We start from the raw sequence: 19,575 nt of genomic DNA, 5'->3' as shown, positions 1-19,575 counted from the left end.
AGGATGATGAATAATGGAATTCTCAAAAAAACTACAACAGCTTCCTCCACAATTTTTTGCAGCGCTTGTGAATAAGGTGAATGCAGCAATGGAAGAAGGGCGCGATGTCATTAATTTAGGTCAAGGAAATCCAGACCAGCCAACACCGGCACATATTGTTGAAGCATTGCAGATGGCGGCAACTGATCCGCAAACACATAAGTATTCTCCATTTCGCGGCATTGCGGAATTAAAACAAGCAGCAGCCGACTTTTATAAACGTGAATATAATGTGGATATTGATCCGCATACAGAGGTTGCGATACTTGGTGGGACAAAGGTTGGTTTAGTCGAACTTCCGCTTGCGCTATTAAACCCTGGAGACTATATGCTTCTTCCAGACCCGGGTTATCCTGATTATTTGTCGGGAGTAGCACTTGCAGATGTTAAATTCGATACAATGCCACTAAAAACAGAAAATCAGTTTTTGCCGGACTATAGTGCCCTGGCAGATGAAGTAAAGCAGCGCGCCAAGCTTATGTATTTAAACTATCCGAACAACCCTACTGGCGGTATCGCCACAAAGCAATTTTTCGAGCAAACCGTTCAGATGGCGAAGGAAAACCGTATCGCTGTTGCACATGACTTTGCATATGGTGCCATTGGTTTTGATGGAGAGCGTCCGCCTAGCTTTTTACAGGCTCCTGGTGCAAAGGAGGTTGGCATTGAGCTTTATACTTTGTCGAAGTCCTATAATATGGCGGGTTGGCGTATTGGATTTGCTGTAGGAAATGCAGAAATAGTAGAAGCAATTAATATTATTCAAGACCATCTCTTTTGCAGTCAGTTCCCTGCAATTCAGCATGCCGCAGCCCTGGCACTGAATGAAGAACAAACTTGCGTGGAAGAACTGCGGGATTTATATGAACGACGACGAAATATCCTTGTGGAAGAAGCTCAAAAAATCGGCTGGCATATTACTGCACCTAAAGGCTCGTTTTTTGCCTGGCTTCCTGTCCCTGCATCGTATACGAGCGAGCAATTTGCCGACCTTTTACTAGAAAAAGCGGATATTGCTGTTGCTGCGGGAAATGGATTTGGTGAGTATGGTGAAGGCTATATTCGTGTCGGGCTACTCGTAGATGAAGAGCGTTTGCGCGAAGCCATACAGCGTATTGCGAAGCTTGGACTTTTTGCGAAAGTCACTTTAGAATAAAGTGACTCAGAGACTAGGACATAAATAAATATTTTAGAGGCGCGTGACTCGCATTTTGTTGTGCTACAGCATCTAACATATGTAAATCCGCGTAACTTCGGAAGGACCGAGAAAAGTACGCGCCATTAACAATTTAAACACGCCTGTTTACAGTTTATAAATAAAAGTAATAGTAGACTTCTAATTGGTTACGTTATAAAAATAATAGTTATCTACCTAGCCAACCACCGTCAACTGGAATGGTAATACCATTCACGTAATCTGATGCAGGCGATGAAAGGAATACGATTGCACCAATCAAATCAGCAGGGTTTCCCCATCTTTTTGCCGGTAAACGATCCAAGATTTGTTTATTTCTAATTTCATCGGCGATAAGTGCCTCATTCATATCTGTTGCAATATAACCAGGCGCTACACAGTTTACAGTAATTCCTCTACTGGCCCATTCATTTGAAAGGGTTTTTGTAAAATTCATTACGCCCGCTTTACTTGCTGAATATGCCGGAATATAAATGCCGCCTTGATAAGAGATAACCGAAGCTAAATTTACTATCTTTCCATATCCTTCACCAAGCATTTTTTTACCAAATAACTTACATAAATGAAAGACGGCTGTCATATTCACTTCAACCACTTCGTCCCATGCTTCCAGAGGGAAATCTTCCGATGGATAGCGTTGTTGAATACCGGCATTATTTACTAAAATATTGATGGTACCCATTTCATCAAGAATCTTTTGAACCACTTCTTCCCGACTTGCTCTTGACTTTAAATCACAAGGATAATGGTGCGCCTGCCCACCGCTTTGTTTAATTTCTTCTATTACCTCTTCCGCCGAAGAACGCGAAACAATAACAACTTCTGCTCCTGCTTGCGCTAAGCCAATTGAAATTGCCTTTCCAATACCACGGTTTCCACCGGTTACAAGGGCCTTTTTCCCATTTAAATTGAATAATTCCATAACTTTTCCTCCCTCAATTTACGAAATTAAAAATTCATATTGTTCATCAGTAATGTCAATTCCATTTTCCTGCACATCTTTTTCTCTTAAATTTGCTCTTTCTCCCGGAATATACACTTTTTCAAACCCTTCCTGTGGAGGGCAGCCTTGTATAGAAGACACCATCGATGTCATACTGTTTATAAAACTTTCAGAAGCCCCAAAAAAGCTTGGATTAATAACTAAAAAAAACTGTCCTAAATCTCTAGGCTTTGTTAAATCTTTATACATCGGTTCTATATCCCGTCCTGTATTTGTGCCGGCTAACACTCCGGAAAGAATATCTACCAAAATTGCCAATCCATACCCCTTTGCTCTCTCCATAGGTTGTAATGCCACCACATCGGCCGGGTTATCTGTCGCAACACCTTGGTCATCCAGTCCCCAATCTTTCGGAATTTTATTTCCCTTTTCCTTTTCAATCATCACCTTACCGAATGATACCTTGCTCGTTGAAATATCCAGTACCATCGGAAAATCTTTGCCGGTTGGAGCTCCAAATGCAATCGGATTCGCCCCTAAATAGGCTTCTTTACCTCCATAAGGGGCAACTAAAGCATCCGCTTGTGTAAAAATTAAACCGATCATATTCTTTTCAGCTGCCATTTTCGCATAATAGCCAACCGCACCTGAATGGGATGTTTTATTGACACTCACAACCCCAATCCCTTTTTTATAGGCAATCGAAATCGCCTCATCCATTGCGTATTTCGCCACGACATGACCAAGCCCATCATCACCGTTCAATTGAGTGATGACGTCATTTATTCTGTTATATTTAAGGGACGGGTTACTTTTTATGCTTTGATGTTTTAAACGCTCAATATAATGAGGAAGTCTTAAAATTCCGTGTGAAGGAATGCCTCTGCTATCTGCATATAATAGAATTTCCGTTACGATAGCGGCATGCTCCTCTGTTACACCATTGTCCAGAAATTTATTCGTTACAAATTTTTTATAATCATCAACCGATATTTTCATAAAATCCTCCTATTTACACAATTTGGGTATAAAAAAGAGACTGCATAGCCGATACGACCGCGCAGTCTCTACACATTAAACAACTACATACACTGGTTTTTGCCCTGCTAGTACATCGACCACATTTTTGGTTGTCTTCGTTCTTAATTCTTCTATTGCTTCCACAGAATAAAACGCACTATGTGGTGTAATATAAACATTATTAAATGTTAGTAATTCATGATCAGCCTGAACAGGCTCATGTTCAACCACATCTAATGCTGCACCAGCAATTTTTTTAGTTTTTAAGCCTTCGATTAACGCTGCCGTTTCAATAATTGGACCGCGGGCGGTATTAATAATGAAGACGCCATCCTTCAATGACTTTAATGTTTCTTTATTGATCAGGTGTCTCGTCTCTTCTACTAATGGAACGTGGAACGAAAGAATATCTCCGATTTTTAAAGCCTCCTCCAATTCCACTTTCCTCACACCGTAGTTGGCCATTACTTCTTCTGATACAAAAGGATCATAGCCTACTAATGTAAAGCCTAATGGCTTTACCTTTTCAATTACTCTTCTCGGGATACGACCAAATCCGAATATTGCAAAAACTCTGTTTTCAAAACGGTAAATCGGTTTACCGACACTGAAATCCCATACGCCATTTTTAACCGCATTATTGAGTTCTACAATTTTACGAGACCAAGCCATAAGAAGCGCTAATGTATGGTTAGAAACTTCCTCGATTCCATAATCAGGAACATTGCATACTTTAATCCCTAATTCTTTTGCTGCGGCAAGGTCGATTGTATCGACACCTACCCCATAGCGAGAAATCACTTTACAACTTGTTAACGATCTTAAAACACGTTCTGATAGCGGTGCATACTGATTAATGATAGCGTCCGCATCCTTCGCAGCTTCAATCACTTCATCCTCTGTTCTGCATTGTGCTTTGATAAATGAAATTTCTAAACCACTCTCAGTAAAGACACGCTCTTCATACTCTAAAGTATCAAATTCGTAATCCGTCAGCACTACTTTAAACATGTTTTGGCTCCTTTCGTACAGATGCGACACCAAGACCTTCTGCTCCTAGCTCTGACATCTTTGCTTCCGGACAGTAACGTTTAATCATATCCATCCCGATCGCTGCACGACGAACACGTTCACGAGCCAGTGACAGGTTAGTTGCTTCCCATTGTTTTCCAGACGGATAGACATCAGGATGATTACGTAACCCGAACTTAATGTATACCGGAGAAAGCACTCGAATAATTTCCGGAATTTCATAATATCTTAAAAAGCCACCAAAATTATCCGGTACTTCTATATAGATATCAATCGGAATATCAATTGCCTGACGAATTGCAGCAAGCTTTGCTAATGTTAAAGAGGAAGGGACGTTGTAAGTATCTGCACCTAAATCCTCCATAATTTTCACTGAAACAGGATTACATGCGCCCATCTGAACTGAAACTTTAATAACAAAATCTTCAGGCAGCAAACCTTCCTCTTTCATTTTCTTACTAATATAAAGAAGCCCTTCATCAGCCACAAGTGCTCCACGTAACCCTAAATCCGCACCGCGCTTCAAATCTTCCATTGCATATACTAACTGATCGGCACCTTCATGACGTAACGCCTGCGATTTCCCTGCAGCTGTTAGCGGTCCCGCACTAATATCCCATGTCCCTCTTGGCCCGACAAACAGGCTTAGTTCTATTCCGCGCTCTGAAGTTAATTGACACATTTCTTCAATTTCCTCATCCGTCTGAAGCATAATTCCACTACCTTGTGAAATCCGGTGAATAGTTAAACCGTATTCATCAATTGCTTTTAATGTTTCCTTCAATGCTACAGGTCCTTCAACACTCGGCAGCTCGATACGGTATTGTGCCCCATCAGGAAAACGCTTCGATGAAGTAGGTAAGTCCTGATAATCTCGTGCTGGGTAACCTAACTTTTCTAGAAATTCAACGGACTGATTCATTTCGTTCCTCCTAAAACTAAGCTTTTCGTTAACATTGCTTGCGCTAAACTTCTCAAATCCTGTTCATTATTAACAAACGGTGTTTTCAAATTTACCCGTTCTGTTGGATACCACCTTGCATAAACGGCTTCCTTCATTGAAATATAAAATGATGGGTGCCAAGAGTAGAGATCCATTAACTCGCTAATTTGCTGATGCAACTTCTTAATCTGTTGAAAGTCATTATTTTGAATGGCGTTATACAGGCTGACTGATAACTCAGGCAGAAATACGGATGTACCATTAATACTGCCGGATGCCCCCAGAATTTGTGCGTCCAATAAATGCTCATCAAATGCACTGTACACATGGAAATCCGGCTTTACAGACTTCACTGCATTGATGACATTTCGTATTCTTGCCATACTTCCTACCGTTTCTTTGATCCCTTTAATATGAGGAAACTCACTCGCAAGTTTTACAATGATATTAACCGGAATTTCCTGCCCTGTTAATTGTGGAATATTATATAAATAAATATCGATTATTACACGTTTTGCTAATTCGGCATAATAGGTATAGATTTGTTCTTCACTCATCGTCCAATAATAAGGATGTACAACAAGTATACCCTCTCCACCTAATTGCCCTACAAAATCCGATAATTCAACTGTTTCTTCTAAGACGGTACTACCAGTTCCGACAAGTACAGGAACCCGATTATTTAAATAAGGGATTATCTTACTTAAATATTCCTTTTTCTCATTTAATGTGAAATGAGGAAACTCTCCTGAACTGCCTAACAATACGATGCCATGTACCCCGCCATCGATTATTTTATCAAGCATATCCTTGTTTTTTTCTATATCTATTTTGCCGTTTTCATCTAATAGTGTAACAACTGGTGAAATAATCCCCTTCATGATTTATTCCCCCTTATTTCGCTTTAATATAGACTGTTTTGGAAACTGTATAAAACTCCTTGGCCGCTTGTCCTTGTTCACGACTACCTGAACTAGAGTTTTTCATTCCACCAAATGGGGCTTGGTACTCTACTCCGGCACTTTCAGCATTCACTCGAATTAAACCGGCTTCCATATCATCAATAAATGCTAAAGCGTTACCGATGTTTGTTGTAAAGATCGAAGCACTTAACCCAAACTCAACATCATTAGCCAATTCAATAGCCTCTTCAGTTGTATCTGCTTTAATTAATGCAATAACCGGGCCAAACACTTCTTCCTGTGCAATACGCATATTTGTTGTAACACCGTCAAAAATAGTCGGCTCCACAAAATACCCCTGAAGATTATCTGACTGCACCGCATTTCCGCCTGCAATAAGTGTTGCTCCTTCATTTTTTGCAATTTCGATATATTCTAATACCGTATTATATTGGCCTTCACTTGCACAAGGTCCCATCCATGTCGAAGATTCCAATCCCGGTCCAATCGTAATTTTCTCCGTTTCTTCGACTAGGCGATTTTTAAATTGCTCATAAATACCTGACTGAACAATCACGCGGCTTGTCGCCGTACACTTTTGACCTGTCGACTTAAAGGCACCGCTTAACACTGCCTGCACAGCATTTTCAAGATCTGCATCTTCCAGAACAATTACCGGGTTTTTGCCGCCCATTTCCAGCTGGTACTTCACCTGATTTTTAGAAGCAACCTCTGCAATCATTTTTCCGGTATTCGAAGAACCCGTAAACGTAATCGCATTAATTAATTTACTGTTAATAATTTCGTTTCCGACTGTTGAACCGCTTCCAGTAACGAAGTTAAATACGCCATCCGGTAAACCGGCGTCAGCAAAACATTTTGCTACTTTTGCTGCTGTTACAGCAGCTTCAGAAGCCGGTTTAAATACCACAGTATTCCCGTAAATTAAGGCAGGCGCAATTTTCCAGATAGGAATCGCAACAGGGAAATTCCATGGAGTAATAATACCTACAACACCTAATGAAGTACGTTTAGTAAACATTAACGCGTCTTTTTCAGAAGCCGGAATTACTTCACCATTACTTCTCGCACCTTCCGCAGCATAATATTTTAAAATCGCAATACCGCGCTGTGTTTCTCCTAAAGCTTCCGGATACGTTTTACCCATCTCGTCCGTTAAAGTTTTCGCGATATCTTCCATATTCTCTTCTAAAAGTGAAGCTACCTTATAAAGTAACTGTCCACGCTGGAAATCACCTAATTTTCTCCACTCTTTAACAGCCTTGCTTGCTGCTTCCAGCGCTTCGTTAGCTTCTTCAACAGTAGATGCCTGTACACTTCCCATCACCTGGCGATTTACAGGGTTAATACTATCTATAAATTTACCACTCTTTGATTCCTGCCATTTTCCGTTAATAAAATTCTCAAACACTTTTGTCGTTATCATTATATTCCCTCCTAGTTTTCTGTAATACTATTTACTAACACACCAATTTTTGTACTAGATATTTCGATACGGTCACCTTTTTGTAATGTAAACTCATTTGGCGGTACGATACAAGTTCCAGTCATCAAGGCTGTACCTGGTTCGATGTCATTTTCGAATACTAAGTAATGAACTAATTCATCCAACTTTCGTTTCAACTGACTAATATAGGCAGTTCCTTCAAATTGAATTACATTGTCTCTTAAAATTTTACAAGTAATATCAATATCATATGGATTTTCAATACCTTCAGGCATTAAAATTGCCGGTCCGATTGAGCAAGAGTTTTTCCAGATTTTCGCTTGTGGTAAATAAAGCGGATTTTCCCCTTCAATATCACGACAGCTCATATCATTCCCCAATGTAAAACCAATAATATCTTCATTTTTACCAATGATTAATGTAAGCTCTGGTTCAGGTATCTGCCAATTTGAATCACTTCGAATCGTTAAGTCATCGAGAGGTCCTGCAATACGTCGTGCTGTTGATTTAAAGAAGATTTCCGGACGCTCTGCATCATATACTTTGTCATAGAATGTTTCTTGAATTTCAACATTTGCCTTAGTCGCCTCATAATTGCGAGCCTCTTTACTTTTTAAATAAGTTACACCGGATGCCCAAATTTCTTCAGGAACAATCGGCAATGTATACTGCAGTTCATCTACATTGACTGCTAAGGGTTGAATATTTTCTTTCTGGATATAGTCGGAAGCTGTTAAATTATTTTCAGTTAGATAATAGTAAAATTCAACATAGTCATTAAATTTAATAGGAAAAACTGAGTTTTCTCCATTTACTAAAGCTGTTTGAACCTGGTTTTCAAAAATAAATCGAATAAATTTCATAAGTACCCCTCATTTATATTATTTTAAATAACCTAACTCACTTGATAATTCTAATGTGCACTGCTTTAAATAGGTTAAAATCTCTTGTTTTTTCTCTTCTGTAAAATTCACGAGAGGTGACGATATACTAATTGCCGCCACTACTTTTTGAGTGTAATCGTAAACAGGCATAGCCATACAGTATATCCCAGCTTCATTTTCTTCGTTATCTATGGCGTAGCCCTGCTCACGTACTTTCTCCATTTCCGATAAAAACGCTTCATACGTTAAAATGGTGTTTGCTGTCGCTGGTTTAAATTCATAATACTTAAATATATTTTCAAATTGATCTTGCTCTAAGTATGCAGTTAAAACTTTACCTACCGCACTACAATGTAGCGGAACTTTTTTACCAATTCTGGAGTAAATAACCAAAGTATTATTCCCATTAATTTTATCAATATATATAGCTTCTCGATCAACACGCGTAACTAAATGGACCGTCTCATTCGTTAAATGGTTTAACTTCATTAAATATTTATGAGCAATCGGTTTCATTTCAACCTGATTCATTAGTAAATTTCCTCGTTCGTATAATCTCCAGCCTAATGCATATTCCGCAGTATCCTGAACCTGCACGATGTAGCCGTAATGCTTCAGCGTTTTTAAAATGGAATGTATAGTACTTTTGTTTAAATCAAGCTTTGTACTGATTTCCTTAATACTAAACGAACGATGATTTTCATCAAATAATTCTAAAATTTCAAGTGCTCTTGATATAGACTGGATTAATGTCATTGAATTCACCTCTTAATTAGTTAAGAGATCGAAATTAGTTTAATGAATGTTCTTTTTGAAACTTCTTTGTCGCCTCTTCATAAACCTGGATCGGAACAACACCTTTTGAAGCATCCGTATGACCCACCATCCTGTTTACAGCAGCTACAAGCTTTTGTCTCGTTTTCATCTTTTGTTTTCTCTCATCAAATAACTGGATTCGATCTGTTTTTTCTTTAATAGTATCGTCATATGAAATTTCATTATCATAATGACCTACTAAATCAATTCGCTGTTCGCGTAATCTTAAATGTAAAATATCTCCGGTTTTTAAATAACCGATTCCTCCGTCTTCAAAAGCTTCAGGTGTCATATGTCCTATGGCTGCACCATAAGTTACACCGGAATATCTTCCGTCGCTAATAATTGTACAAATTCTTTTCAAAGTACGGTTTGCATTAATATGCTGCATTGGAGTAAACATTTCCGGCATACCAAACGCGACCGGTCCTTGTCCTGCAATAATAACCGCAATTTTTAATATACCTAACTTTACAATTTCATCGAAAAGTTCGTCATAGGATAAATTGTTTAACTCGGCAAATCTTTCAGGTGCATTATATTTTACAATCGTTTTCAATACATGTTCTTTAAAAACTTTTGATTGTTTATAACGTTCCATTAATGTAGAATCCAACAATTGTGCATTTGCCTCATCTTCATTATCAAAGTAGACAACTGCAGCTAATTTGTTGTCGAACTGGTCTAATTGAGGTGTTGGCATCCCGCTTATCTTTACTACGGCACTTTCAAAGAAATTTCCGCGTAATACATCTACCCCGCTGAATGCTCTTCTCGGGCTACTTAAAATAACCTGATTGTCCTTAACATTTGATGCAGGTAAATTATCTGAATACACTAACCGTGCTTTCCAAGATGTTCCGGTTACTGTTAAAGCATCTACATCCATATCGATACCATTCGTCAATAGTTCATGGAACAATGATTCCATACCTCTACTTTCACCGTTACAGCATTGCATTGCTAAAGCAAAAATATCTCTTCCTTCCGTTAACGAATAGTTAAATAAATCCGGAATCGGCTGTTCTTTTAATATACTTTCAATATCAAATAAGCTAAATTCATAGCCTGCGTACACCATTGCAGATACCATATGCATCATTAAGTTCGTCGAGCCGCCTGATGCACTGTGGATGCGTACGCCATTCCGAATATTCTGACTAACCAATGCAGCAACACCAAACTCCGGCTTATTAAGCATATATTCAAAGGCATCGACTGCCGCATTCACTTGCTGCTGATCTGGCGGACTTGTCAATAATTCAACTGATGGATGGACAAGCCCTAATCCCGCCACTAAATGACGTGAACTGTTTCCTGTTCCGTTGAAAGCACACACACCGCCTTGGCTATCACACGTTGCAGCCGCCAAACGCATTTCCAAATATTTATGCTCGTCTTTTGAGATAACCTTTTTTTCAACTGCTCGTTCAAATACGCCTTGGAATGAAGTATTCGATGAACATTGTAAAATATAATTCATTGTATCTTTTAGATCATCACCAATATCCTCATGTCCGCTTGCAACAGCTCTGTCATACACTTCGTTAAGCTTTAACACTACGTCCTCAGGAATTGTTCCTCCAACTAATACATGCGCCGGTGCGAATGTAGCGAAGAAAGGTGCATCTCCTCTTGATTTTCTTAATGTATCCAAATGAGCCAACCCACTTACAACACCTAATGGCTGTTTATCGCAGCCTTGAATGACAAAGGCGCCATGATAACTGTGCGCTTCCAACTGATTGACAATCATTTGAGCGACGGCATTTCTACTTTGAAGCGAGTAGCTCATTCCCTGGTTTGATTGAGCTGTACCATCACACATAACAGGTGTAGAGAAGTAAAATGGAACTCCTCCATTTTGCCAAATTCGAATTGCTGCTCTGGAAGATGTTAAATAATCCATAATATGAGCCGGATGATCAGCAGATCCTCCAATAATTGCAATTCGCGGTGCATCCTTTTCCAGACGATGAATAATTTCTTCGAGTGTCCAATCAGGTGTCCCCCCCTCGTAGAGTGGTCCTAATATTTTTTTTGAATTGTCTAATAAACCAGCTACTGTAATTGGCTCATTAGCCTTCCCTTGTACGTGGTCACTATAAGGGTTGACCCTACTTTGCATTAATGGAAATACCATAATTATCCTCCTTTATTGTTTATAGGAATACCAGTGATAAAATAGGAATAAACGTGACAATTAAAAGTACAATTATCATCACAATAATGAATGGAATAATGGCCTTTGATAATGCTTCGAGACTTATTCCTGAAATACTTGAACCGACAAATAGATTGACTCCAACTGGTGGCGTAATAAATCCGATTGCTAAAGCAACAATCATAATAATACCGAAATGGATTGGATCATACCCAACTTGAATTGCGATTGGTAATAGTATCGGTGTTAAAATAATGATGGCAGCGATTGTATCCATAAAACACCCAACAATTAAAAGTAAAACAATGATTAGTAACATAATAATTATTTTGTCATCTGATAGTGATAGCAATCCGTTTGCAATTTTAAGAGGAATTTGTTCCATTGCCAAAAGTTTACCGAACCCTGTTGCACTCCCTACAATGATTAAAATTGTTGCTGACATGAGAGCCGAATCAACAAAAACAGATGTAAGGTCTTTGAGCTTTAGTTCACGATATACAAAGGCCCCGATAACAAATCCTACAGCAACCGCAATTGCTGCTGCTTCAGTAGGAGTAAAAATACCACCGTATATTCCACCTAAGATGATAAAAGGAATTAATAATGACCATTTTGCGTTCCAAATTTGTTTACCGATATTGGAAAGCGAAGTTTTTTCCGTGCTCCCTTTATATCCGGCTTTTTTTGCATAATAGTATGCATAAGCCATTAAACCGAGGCCAACTAAAATCCCTGGAATAATACCGGCCATAAACATATCGCCAATAGAAACACTCCCTGATACACCATACATAACCATAGGAATAGAAGGAGGAATAATTACACCGATAGAACCTGCTGATGCTACAACAGCAGTAGAAAACTTAATGTCATAGCCTTTTTTCACCATCGCTGGAATCATAATACTACCTACTGCAGCTACAGTTGCAGGGCCAGAACCAGAGATTGCGGCGAAGAACATACATGTTACGATAGCTGTAAGTGCTAACCCTCCTGTTACAGAGCCTACAAGAGATTCTGCAACTGCGATGAGTCGCTTGGAAATACCGCCCTTCCCCATAATTTCCCCTGCCAGGATAAAGAACGGGATTGCTAATAACGGAAATGAGTTAACAGCAGTTGTAAGCTCTTTCATAATAAACTCTATCGGCATTGTGCCATCAATTAAAATTGCAATCATTGCGGATAGACCTAATGAGATCCCAATTGGAACCGTTAAAATCAGTAAAATAGCAAAAGATATAAATATTGTAATCCCCATTATAATCCCCCTACCTACAGTTTAGGCATGTCTTCATCTATGATTTCTTCATTGTTTTTAAACATCTTCGTTTCTAGATACATGCGTTGAATTAAACGAATAGAAGTTAAAACCATTCCAAGAGGCATACCGAGATACATAATCGACATTGGGATACCTAATGATGGGGCTCTTTGTCCACTTGTATCAATCATTTCAAAGATTGAAAAACCATAGTACATTGCATAGAGAGCAAATATTAAAAATAAAATGTGAGCTACCATATTAATGAAGTATTTACCTTTACGGCCTAAAACAATAAGTAATGCTTCAACACGAATATGTTTGGCCTTTTTAACCCCATAACTGATACCTATGTACACCAGCCAAACGAAACAAAATCTTGCCAACTCCTCTGACCAGGAAAGTGAACTTTGGGCCACATACCGCATAAATACCTGTAATACAATTACAACTGTCATAACCCCAAGTAAAATTAACAGCAACACTCTTTCAAAGTTTTCATCCAGCCATTTCACTATACTCATGTAATCCCTCCCTTTTTTGATGAATGCGATGAGAAATCAAAAATTATTTCTGATTTCTCATCGCATCATTATTATTGAGCCTTTCCAATTTCTTCTAAATATTCATTAACAAAATCTTCGCCGATTGTTGATTTATACTTCTCAATAACTGGTTGTACAGATTTTTTGAATGATTCTAACTCTGCACCTTCAATTTTGTTATATTCCATTAATCCTTTTAATTCTTCTAAAGCAGACGCTGCTGTTTCACGAGATAAATCACGGTTATGCTCACCAGCTTCTAAAGCTGCAGTCTGTACGATTTCACGTTGCTCTTCCGATAAACCATCCCAAGTTTTTTGACTGATCAAGAAAATAAATGGAGAATAAATATGGTTTGTTTCAGTTAAATATTTTTGTACTTCCGGATATTTTTCAAGGAAAATTGTTGGATAAGGATTCTCTTGTCCATCCACTGTTTTTTGTTGCATTGCTGTAAACAACTCTGTGAAAGCCATTGGTGTTGGGTTGGCACCCATTGCAGACCAAGCACCTAAGTGAATTTCATTTTCCATTGTTCGAATCTTTAAGCCTTTTAAATCATCAATTGATTTGACAGCTTTTTTACTGTTTGTTAATTGACGGAAACCATTTTCCCACCAAGCTAATTGTAAAACACCTTGGCTTGAAGCTTTTTCTGCAAGTTTATCGCCAAATGGCCCCTGTAAGACAGAATCTACTATATCAGTATCCGTTAATGTGAAAGGTAAATCGAATACCCCATACTCCGGAACGAATGATGTAAATGGTGCAGTTGAAGGAATTGTAATTTCCAATGTTCCAAACTGTAACATTTCAATCGCTGAGCGGTCATCAGCAATCTGACCTGAGTGATATACTTCAACTTCTAATGAATCTGTTTGCGCTTCTACAAGTTCCTTAAATTTCAATGAACTCTTATATAACGGTGTCTGATCATTTAACCCGAGACTGATACGTAATTTTTTCTTTTCCCCTGAAGAGCTATCTCCCGCTACAGATGAATCTGCATTTACCGGAATCCCATTCGATTCCTCGTCACTTCCCCCACATGCTGCCAGTGCTAATGAAAATAACAATAAAAATCCTAAATAAAGTAACTTTTTCATCCAAACATCCCCTTTGTTTGATATTATGAAACGCCGTTTTGAAATCGCAAGAAAACGCTTTCAAACTTATTTTTATTTTAAAGTACCACTTATTTAAAATCAAGAATATTCTGTATTATTTTACTATTTTTATAATATATACTATTTCATTACTATAAATGAATTTTCTGTAAATAACCCTACATCTACTATTCCTGAGATTATTTTCAGTTCCTCGTAGGTCGTTTTAACATCTAATAGTTTTTCTTTGTGAATATCTACAATATAATTTTTATTATCTGTAATAACATAATCTTCTCTCACCTTTCTTACCGTTACATAAAAGCCGAGTTTAATTATTTTTTCAATTGTCCAGCTGAAATTATATGGAATAATCTCTACAGGAATGATTTCATTTGTAAATTTTTCCACAAATTTCGATTCATCGGCAATGATTACCTTTTTTTGTGATTTTTCAAGTACTTGCCTTTCTCTAAATAATGAGCCTCCTCCACCTTTTATCAGGTTATGCTGTGCATCAATTCGATCAGCTCCATCAAATGAAATATCCAGTAAAGCGACATCATCTATATCCATAATATTCAGACTATAATTCGACGCATAACTCTCAATTCTTTTAGAAGCGGGAACAAAATATAACTCAAGTTGCTCTCGGTTCATCCTTTCAGCAATCAAATCTACAAATAATTGCATTGTGGAGCCCGACCCCAAGCCGATTATTGTATTGTCTTCCACCATTTGAACCGCCTGTGCAGCTAGCTCCCTTTTTCGGGTCATGTTTTGACTTTTATTATAGGGTCCTACCATTCCGCGACAGTCCCGTCAGCATGTCTCCAAACAGGGTTCTTCCATTCGTGACCAATCTTCTGCTGTTCACGTACGAATTCTTCGTTAATCTCTATTCCTAATCCCGGTTTTTTAAGATTTCCAACAAATCCGTCTTTATACTCAAATACACTAGGGTCTACCAAGTAATCCAAAATATCGTTTCCTTTATTGTAATGAATCCCTAAACTTTGCTCTTGAATAAATACGTTATGACATGTCGCATCTACCTGCAGACAAGATGCTAATGCGATTGGTCCTAGTGGACAGTGAGGCGCCACCGCAATATCATATGCTTCTGCCATCGAAATTATTTTTTTGCACTCCGTAATACCCCCGGCATGAGATAAATCAGGCTGAATAATATCTACATAACCGTCTGCTAACAACTTTTTAAAATCCCAACGTGAATACATTCTTTCGCCAGTAGCTATTGGAATGGTCGTATGTCTGGCAATTTCCCGAAGCGCCTCGTTGTTTTCCGGCAATACCGGCTCTTCAATAAACATCGGATGATATTGTTCGAGTTCTTTGGCCAGGATTTTTGCCATTGGTTTATGCACTCTTCCATGGAAATCAATGCCAATCCCAAAATCTTTACCTAAATTTTCTCTAATAATCGCTACACGCTCCAATACATTCTCAACTTTTGAAAAAGAGTCAATAATTTGAAGCTCTTCTGTAGCATTCATTTTAATGGCCGTGAATCCATTATCATGAGCTTTTTTAGCGTGTTCTAAAATATCATTTGGACGGTCGCCCCCGATCCAGGAATATACCCTTGTTTTCTCTCTGCATGTACCACCAAGCAAATCATAAACTGGTGCATCATAGTACTTTCCTTTAATATCCCATAATGCCTGATCAATTCCAGCAATTGCACTCATTAAAATAGGACCACCACGATAAAACCCGCCACGATATAATTCATTCCAAATGTCTTCAATATTCATCGGATTTTTACCTATCAAGTATGGTTGTAATTCCTGAACACAAGCTTCTACTGTAGATGCTCTCCCTTCAACAACCGGCTCACCCCAGCCAATAATTCCTTCATCTGTAGTAACTTTTAAAAACAGCCATCTTGGCGGCACTTTAAATGTTTCTACCATAGAAATTTTCATGCTTTCACCTCATTAAATTTTTCTACATACTGCCGCGCAATCTCGGTCATTTGTTTGAAATCCCTATTATCAATAAGTTTCTTATCAAATAATGCACTTCCGATTCCTACTGCAACAGCCCCATTATTGAAAAACTCCGTCATATTCTCCAAGCTCACTCCCCCAGTAGGCATAAGCGGAATATGTGGCAGTGGCCCCCTCATATCTTTAAAATAACCAGGCCCTAACTTAGTAGCCGGGAATACTTTCAAAATATCTGCTCCGGCTGCATATGCTTGAACAATTTCCGTGGGTGTATACACTCCAGGGATGGAAATTCTCCCGTAACGATTCGTTAATTGAATCGTATCTATGTCCAAAATTGGTGAAAAAATGAAATCTGCTTTAGCCTCTATAGCTTGTTTAGCGGTTTCTTTATCCAATACCGTTCCTGCTCCAACTAAAACACTTGTTTTGTATTTTTCCTTTAATCGATGAATTGTATTAAAGCTATCTTCGCTATCAACTGTTACTTCAAGTACTTTAATACCACCTTCAACAATTGCTTCCGTTACTTCCATTACTACAGTCGGGTCTATTTTCCGCACAACGGCAACTACGCCATTTTGCTCAATAAACTTTAACTTATCCCATTTGTACATAAAATCCCCCCTATCTTAAGATGTCTATTTGTTCATTTGATTGGCAAAGCATTTCAAATTCTTCTCTATTCGGTAAGCCTTCTATATCGCCATACTGCTGAATAACACAAGCTCCAAGCAGGTTTCCGAAGTAGACACTTCTTTCTAATGATTGATTCGTTAGTAAGCCATGAATAAAACCTGCAGCAAAAGCATCCCCTGCTCCAACCGGATCTACTATTCCTGAAACTTGGACTGTTGGGACTTCAGTTAACCTTCCATTAATCGAGAATAGGGTAGATGATGCCCCCTTTTTTATAACAATAACTTGTCCTTCGCGTTTCGTAAGGATATTGCAAATGTCTCTCTCATTAGTGGTACCTACTAAAAATTCAGCCTCTGATAAGCCGGTCAAAATATAATCAGCATTCGCTGCAATTTCTAAAATAACTTCTTTTGCTTCTTCTTTTGGCCATAATTTAAACCGGATATTCGGATCAAAAATTATAGGTATTTGATTTTCCTTTGCAATTTCGATTATTTTAAATATCATTTCTCTGCAAGACAGACTTATGGCCGGTGTAATACCGGTTAAATGAATAAACTTGGATGTTTTTATCACGTCAACCGGGATATCTTGCACACTCATCTTGCTTGCAGCAGAATCTTTCCGGTAATAATACACATGTGTCGCTTCCTTCGTTTTTTGCTCTTTAAACAGCAAACCTGTTGGACTCTCAGAAGTTACTTTAACATTGGAAACATCAACGCCTTCAGCTCGTATTGATTTAATGATTCGTTTACCAAAAGGATCCTTCCCTACTTGAGACATATACGCAACATCATGACCTAACCTGGCAAGTCCAATAAGAACGTTGGATTCAGCACCACCAATTTTTTGATAAAGCGCAGGTATATCTTCAAAATTCCCTATTTGCATTGCTTGAAAAATTATCATTGTTTCGCCAACCGAAAATACATCTTTAATTTTAATCACCCCTTACTAACGTTATGTCCACCAAAGGAATATCTCAAAGCAGATACTACTTTCCCGCTAAAAGTCTCATCTTCAAGAGAGCGATTTCTCATCATTAAAGATAAATAGGTTACAGGCACTGGTAATTGTAATCTAATAGACTCTTCCATGAGCCATTTCACTTCACCTGACGCATGCATTTTACCTGAAATATTATCCAATTTATTATTCTCCTGAAAGGCATCTATTAATAAGTCCATCAACCAGCTTCTAATAACCGAGCCGCTGTTCCAATTTTTTGCTACCTCTGAATAGTTAAAATCGAATTCACTTTTTTCCAGCATTTCAAATCCTTCTGCGATCGCTTGCATCATACCGTATTCGATTCCATTATGAATCATTTTTAAATAATGTCCGCTCCCTGATGCGCCTGTATATATAAGTCCATCCTTACAGCAAATTTCTTTCAAAAATGGGTTTATTTTTTCAAAAACGGACGCATCTCCACCAATCATGGCACATAAACCATTTCTTGCTCCATTTATGCCACCACTTGTTCCCATATCCAAAAAGTGTATTCCTTTTTGTTTGAATAAAGCGGCCCATTCCATCGCTTCTTTAAAATTAGAGTTGCCACCTTCGATCAAAGTGCTTCCCTCCGGTAATCGTTCTAATAATACTGTTAAAACCTCATCTGTTATTTTTCCTGGTGGTACTAGAAGAAATATTAAATCATCAGGTTTAATTTCCTGAAATATTTTTTCATCCTCATCAATAAAAATAAAGGACTTACTATGGAATAATTCTTCTTTATTGATACTTTCCTTTATTGAACGATCAATATCATATCCTATTACGGAATATCCCTTTTCAAGAATATTCAAGGCTATGTTGCGCCCCATCTTCCCAAAACCATAAATTACAACTCTCAACAGTCTCATCCTTCCCAAAGCTTAGCCAAGCATTTTAATAATCAGCTGTATGAGAATAATTAGCATCATTAGACGAAGCAAAGGCTTTACATAACGTAAATTGATTTTTTTAGATATAAAAACACCCAGAAATCCACCAATAATTGCTCCGCCCGTTATTGCAAACGCTATCTCCCAAATCATGTGGCCTGATGAAATATAAGAAATAAGCGCGCCGCTACACCAGCCCAGTAAACTAATTCTCGTAAATAATATTGCCTTATAGTATTGCATTTGATCATTTGAAAAAACGTAAATGGCCAATGTACTGCTACCCGGACCAAAAATGCCATCATAAAACCCAATCGCACTTAACAGCTGGTAAACCTTACGTTTATTAATTACATTTTCATTTGTTCCGAAAAAATTATTCGAATAGAAAGTCATGGCAAAGGCAAAAATCATTAATATAATGGCAATGGTATTTAAAATTGTTTCATTTAGACTGGAAGCAAACGCACCCCCAATGAATCCACTGATTAATGCAATAACAAAGAGCATTAAACATTCAGATAGATTCACTTCTTTTTTCCTTATACTATTTATTGAAGTAAGCAGTGTACTGATTACCGCTCCAAATTTATCTGCAGAGATGGCATTGTGAATTGGAATTCCCATTAACAACATTGTCGGTAATGAAATTAGTCCACCGCCGCCAACTAGTGCACTAACTAAATGACTAAGAAAGCCAAGAAAAAAAACGATAATGAGAAGTGAATAATCCACCGGCAAAAC

19 protein-coding genes are annotated in these 19,575 nt (G+C 38.1%); 1 reads left to right on the top strand and 18 read right to left on the bottom strand.

The features are described 5' to 3' along the window. The first annotated feature begins 13 nt into the window (after window positions 1-13). A complete protein-coding gene (locus tag NYE67_RS02370; protein ID WP_340726875.1) occupies window positions 14-1,195 on the top strand; it encodes a pyridoxal phosphate-dependent aminotransferase in 1,182 nt (393 codons plus the stop codon). A 208-nt stretch (window positions 1,196-1,403) separates the two neighbouring features. Here NYE67_RS02370 and fabG read toward each other — a convergent pair whose 3' ends face one another. The 18 genes from fabG to NYE67_RS02280 form a co-directional block, all read right to left on the bottom strand. Continuing rightward, window positions 1,404-2,156 (bottom strand): 3-oxoacyl-ACP reductase FabG, encoded by a 753-nt coding sequence (gene fabG / locus NYE67_RS02365; RefSeq protein ID WP_340726874.1) that lies wholly within the window; start codon window positions 2,154-2,156, stop codon window positions 1,404-1,406. 18 nt (window positions 2,157-2,174) lie between these two features. Beyond that, a complete protein-coding gene (locus tag NYE67_RS02360; RefSeq protein WP_340726873.1) occupies window positions 2,175-3,176 on the bottom strand; it encodes an Ldh family oxidoreductase in 1,002 nt (333 codons plus the stop codon). A gap of 75 nt (window positions 3,177-3,251) precedes the next feature. Further along, window positions 3,252-4,208 carry a C-terminal binding protein gene (locus tag NYE67_RS02355; protein ID WP_340726872.1) on the bottom strand — a complete coding sequence of 319 codons (957 nt, stop codon included), beginning with the start codon at window positions 4,206-4,208 and terminating at the stop codon, window positions 3,252-3,254. Continuing rightward, window positions 4,201-5,151, bottom strand: coding sequence for a U32 family peptidase (locus tag NYE67_RS02350; RefSeq protein ID WP_340726871.1), 951 nt, complete (start codon window positions 5,149-5,151; stop codon window positions 4,201-4,203). The genes NYE67_RS02355 and NYE67_RS02350 overlap by 8 nt, the downstream gene beginning before the upstream one ends. After that, on the bottom strand, window positions 5,148-6,053 hold the full coding sequence (locus NYE67_RS02345; RefSeq protein ID WP_340726870.1) for a dihydrodipicolinate synthase family protein: 906 nt from the start codon (window positions 6,051-6,053) through the stop codon (window positions 5,148-5,150). The genes NYE67_RS02350 and NYE67_RS02345 overlap by 4 nt, the downstream gene beginning before the upstream one ends. A gap of 13 nt (window positions 6,054-6,066) precedes the next feature. Continuing rightward, window positions 6,067-7,521: an alpha-ketoglutaric semialdehyde dehydrogenase GucD gene (gene gucD, locus NYE67_RS02340; RefSeq protein WP_340726869.1), complete on the bottom strand. Its 1,455-nt coding sequence runs from the start codon at window positions 7,519-7,521 to the stop codon at window positions 6,067-6,069. Window positions 7,522-7,532: 11 nt separating this feature from the next. Then, entirely contained in the window at window positions 7,533-8,405 is an 873-nt protein-coding gene (locus tag NYE67_RS02335) for a fumarylacetoacetate hydrolase family protein (RefSeq protein ID WP_340726868.1), read from the bottom strand. An 18-nt stretch (window positions 8,406-8,423) separates the two neighbouring features. Beyond that, a complete protein-coding gene (locus NYE67_RS02330; protein WP_340726867.1) occupies window positions 8,424-9,182 on the bottom strand; it encodes an IclR family transcriptional regulator in 759 nt (252 codons plus the stop codon). 34 nt (window positions 9,183-9,216) lie between these two features. Next, window positions 9,217-11,385 (bottom strand): dihydroxy-acid dehydratase domain-containing protein, encoded by a 2,169-nt coding sequence (locus NYE67_RS02325; RefSeq protein WP_340729017.1) that lies wholly within the window; start codon window positions 11,383-11,385, stop codon window positions 9,217-9,219. Window positions 11,386-11,404: 19 nt separating this feature from the next. Further along, the gene (locus NYE67_RS02320; protein ID WP_445683002.1) at window positions 11,405-12,673 is read right to left on the bottom strand and encodes a TRAP transporter large permease; all 1,269 of its coding nucleotides are present in this window, start codon (window positions 12,671-12,673) and stop codon (window positions 11,405-11,407) included. An 11-nt stretch (window positions 12,674-12,684) separates the two neighbouring features. Beyond that, window positions 12,685-13,197 carry a TRAP transporter small permease gene (locus tag NYE67_RS02315; protein WP_340726864.1) on the bottom strand — a complete coding sequence of 171 codons (513 nt, stop codon included), beginning with the start codon at window positions 13,195-13,197 and terminating at the stop codon, window positions 12,685-12,687. A gap of 71 nt (window positions 13,198-13,268) precedes the next feature. Continuing rightward, window positions 13,269-14,324 carry a TRAP transporter substrate-binding protein gene (locus NYE67_RS02310; protein WP_340726863.1) on the bottom strand — a complete coding sequence of 352 codons (1,056 nt, stop codon included), beginning with the start codon at window positions 14,322-14,324 and terminating at the stop codon, window positions 13,269-13,271. A gap of 141 nt (window positions 14,325-14,465) precedes the next feature. Next, the gene (gene rpiA / locus NYE67_RS02305; protein WP_340726862.1) at window positions 14,466-15,101 is read right to left on the bottom strand and encodes a ribose 5-phosphate isomerase A; all 636 of its coding nucleotides are present in this window, start codon (window positions 15,099-15,101) and stop codon (window positions 14,466-14,468) included. A 23-nt stretch (window positions 15,102-15,124) separates the two neighbouring features. Further along, window positions 15,125-16,273, bottom strand: a complete 1,149-nt coding sequence (gene dgoD / locus NYE67_RS02300) for a galactonate dehydratase (protein ID WP_340726861.1) — start codon at window positions 16,271-16,273, stop codon at window positions 15,125-15,127. After that, on the bottom strand, window positions 16,270-16,914 hold the full coding sequence (locus NYE67_RS02295) for a bifunctional 4-hydroxy-2-oxoglutarate aldolase/2-dehydro-3-deoxy-phosphogluconate aldolase (RefSeq protein WP_340726860.1): 645 nt from the start codon (window positions 16,912-16,914) through the stop codon (window positions 16,270-16,272). The genes dgoD and NYE67_RS02295 overlap by 4 nt, the downstream gene beginning before the upstream one ends. Before the next feature lie 10 nt (window positions 16,915-16,924). Continuing rightward, window positions 16,925-17,890: a sugar kinase gene (locus NYE67_RS02290; RefSeq protein WP_340726859.1), complete on the bottom strand. Its 966-nt coding sequence runs from the start codon at window positions 17,888-17,890 to the stop codon at window positions 16,925-16,927. After that, complete coding sequence (gene gnd, locus NYE67_RS02285; RefSeq protein ID WP_340726858.1) at window positions 17,887-18,801, bottom strand: phosphogluconate dehydrogenase (NAD(+)-dependent, decarboxylating); 915 nt, start codon at window positions 18,799-18,801, stop codon at window positions 17,887-17,889. Before gnd ends, NYE67_RS02290 begins: the two co-directional genes overlap by 4 nt. A 21-nt stretch (window positions 18,802-18,822) precedes the next feature. Next, window positions 18,823-19,566, bottom strand: a complete 744-nt coding sequence (locus NYE67_RS02280; RefSeq protein WP_340726857.1) for a sulfite exporter TauE/SafE family protein — start codon at window positions 19,564-19,566, stop codon at window positions 18,823-18,825. Window positions 19,567-19,575: the final 9 nt, after the last annotated feature.

The sequence above is a fragment of the Solibacillus sp. FSL W8-0474 genome (assembly GCF_038004065.1).
Lineage (GTDB): Bacteria > Bacillota > Bacilli > Bacillales_A > Planococcaceae > Solibacillus > Solibacillus faecavium.
The sequence above is the reverse complement of the archived record's forward strand: the minus strand, read 5'-3'. Positions and strand labels throughout refer to the sequence as shown.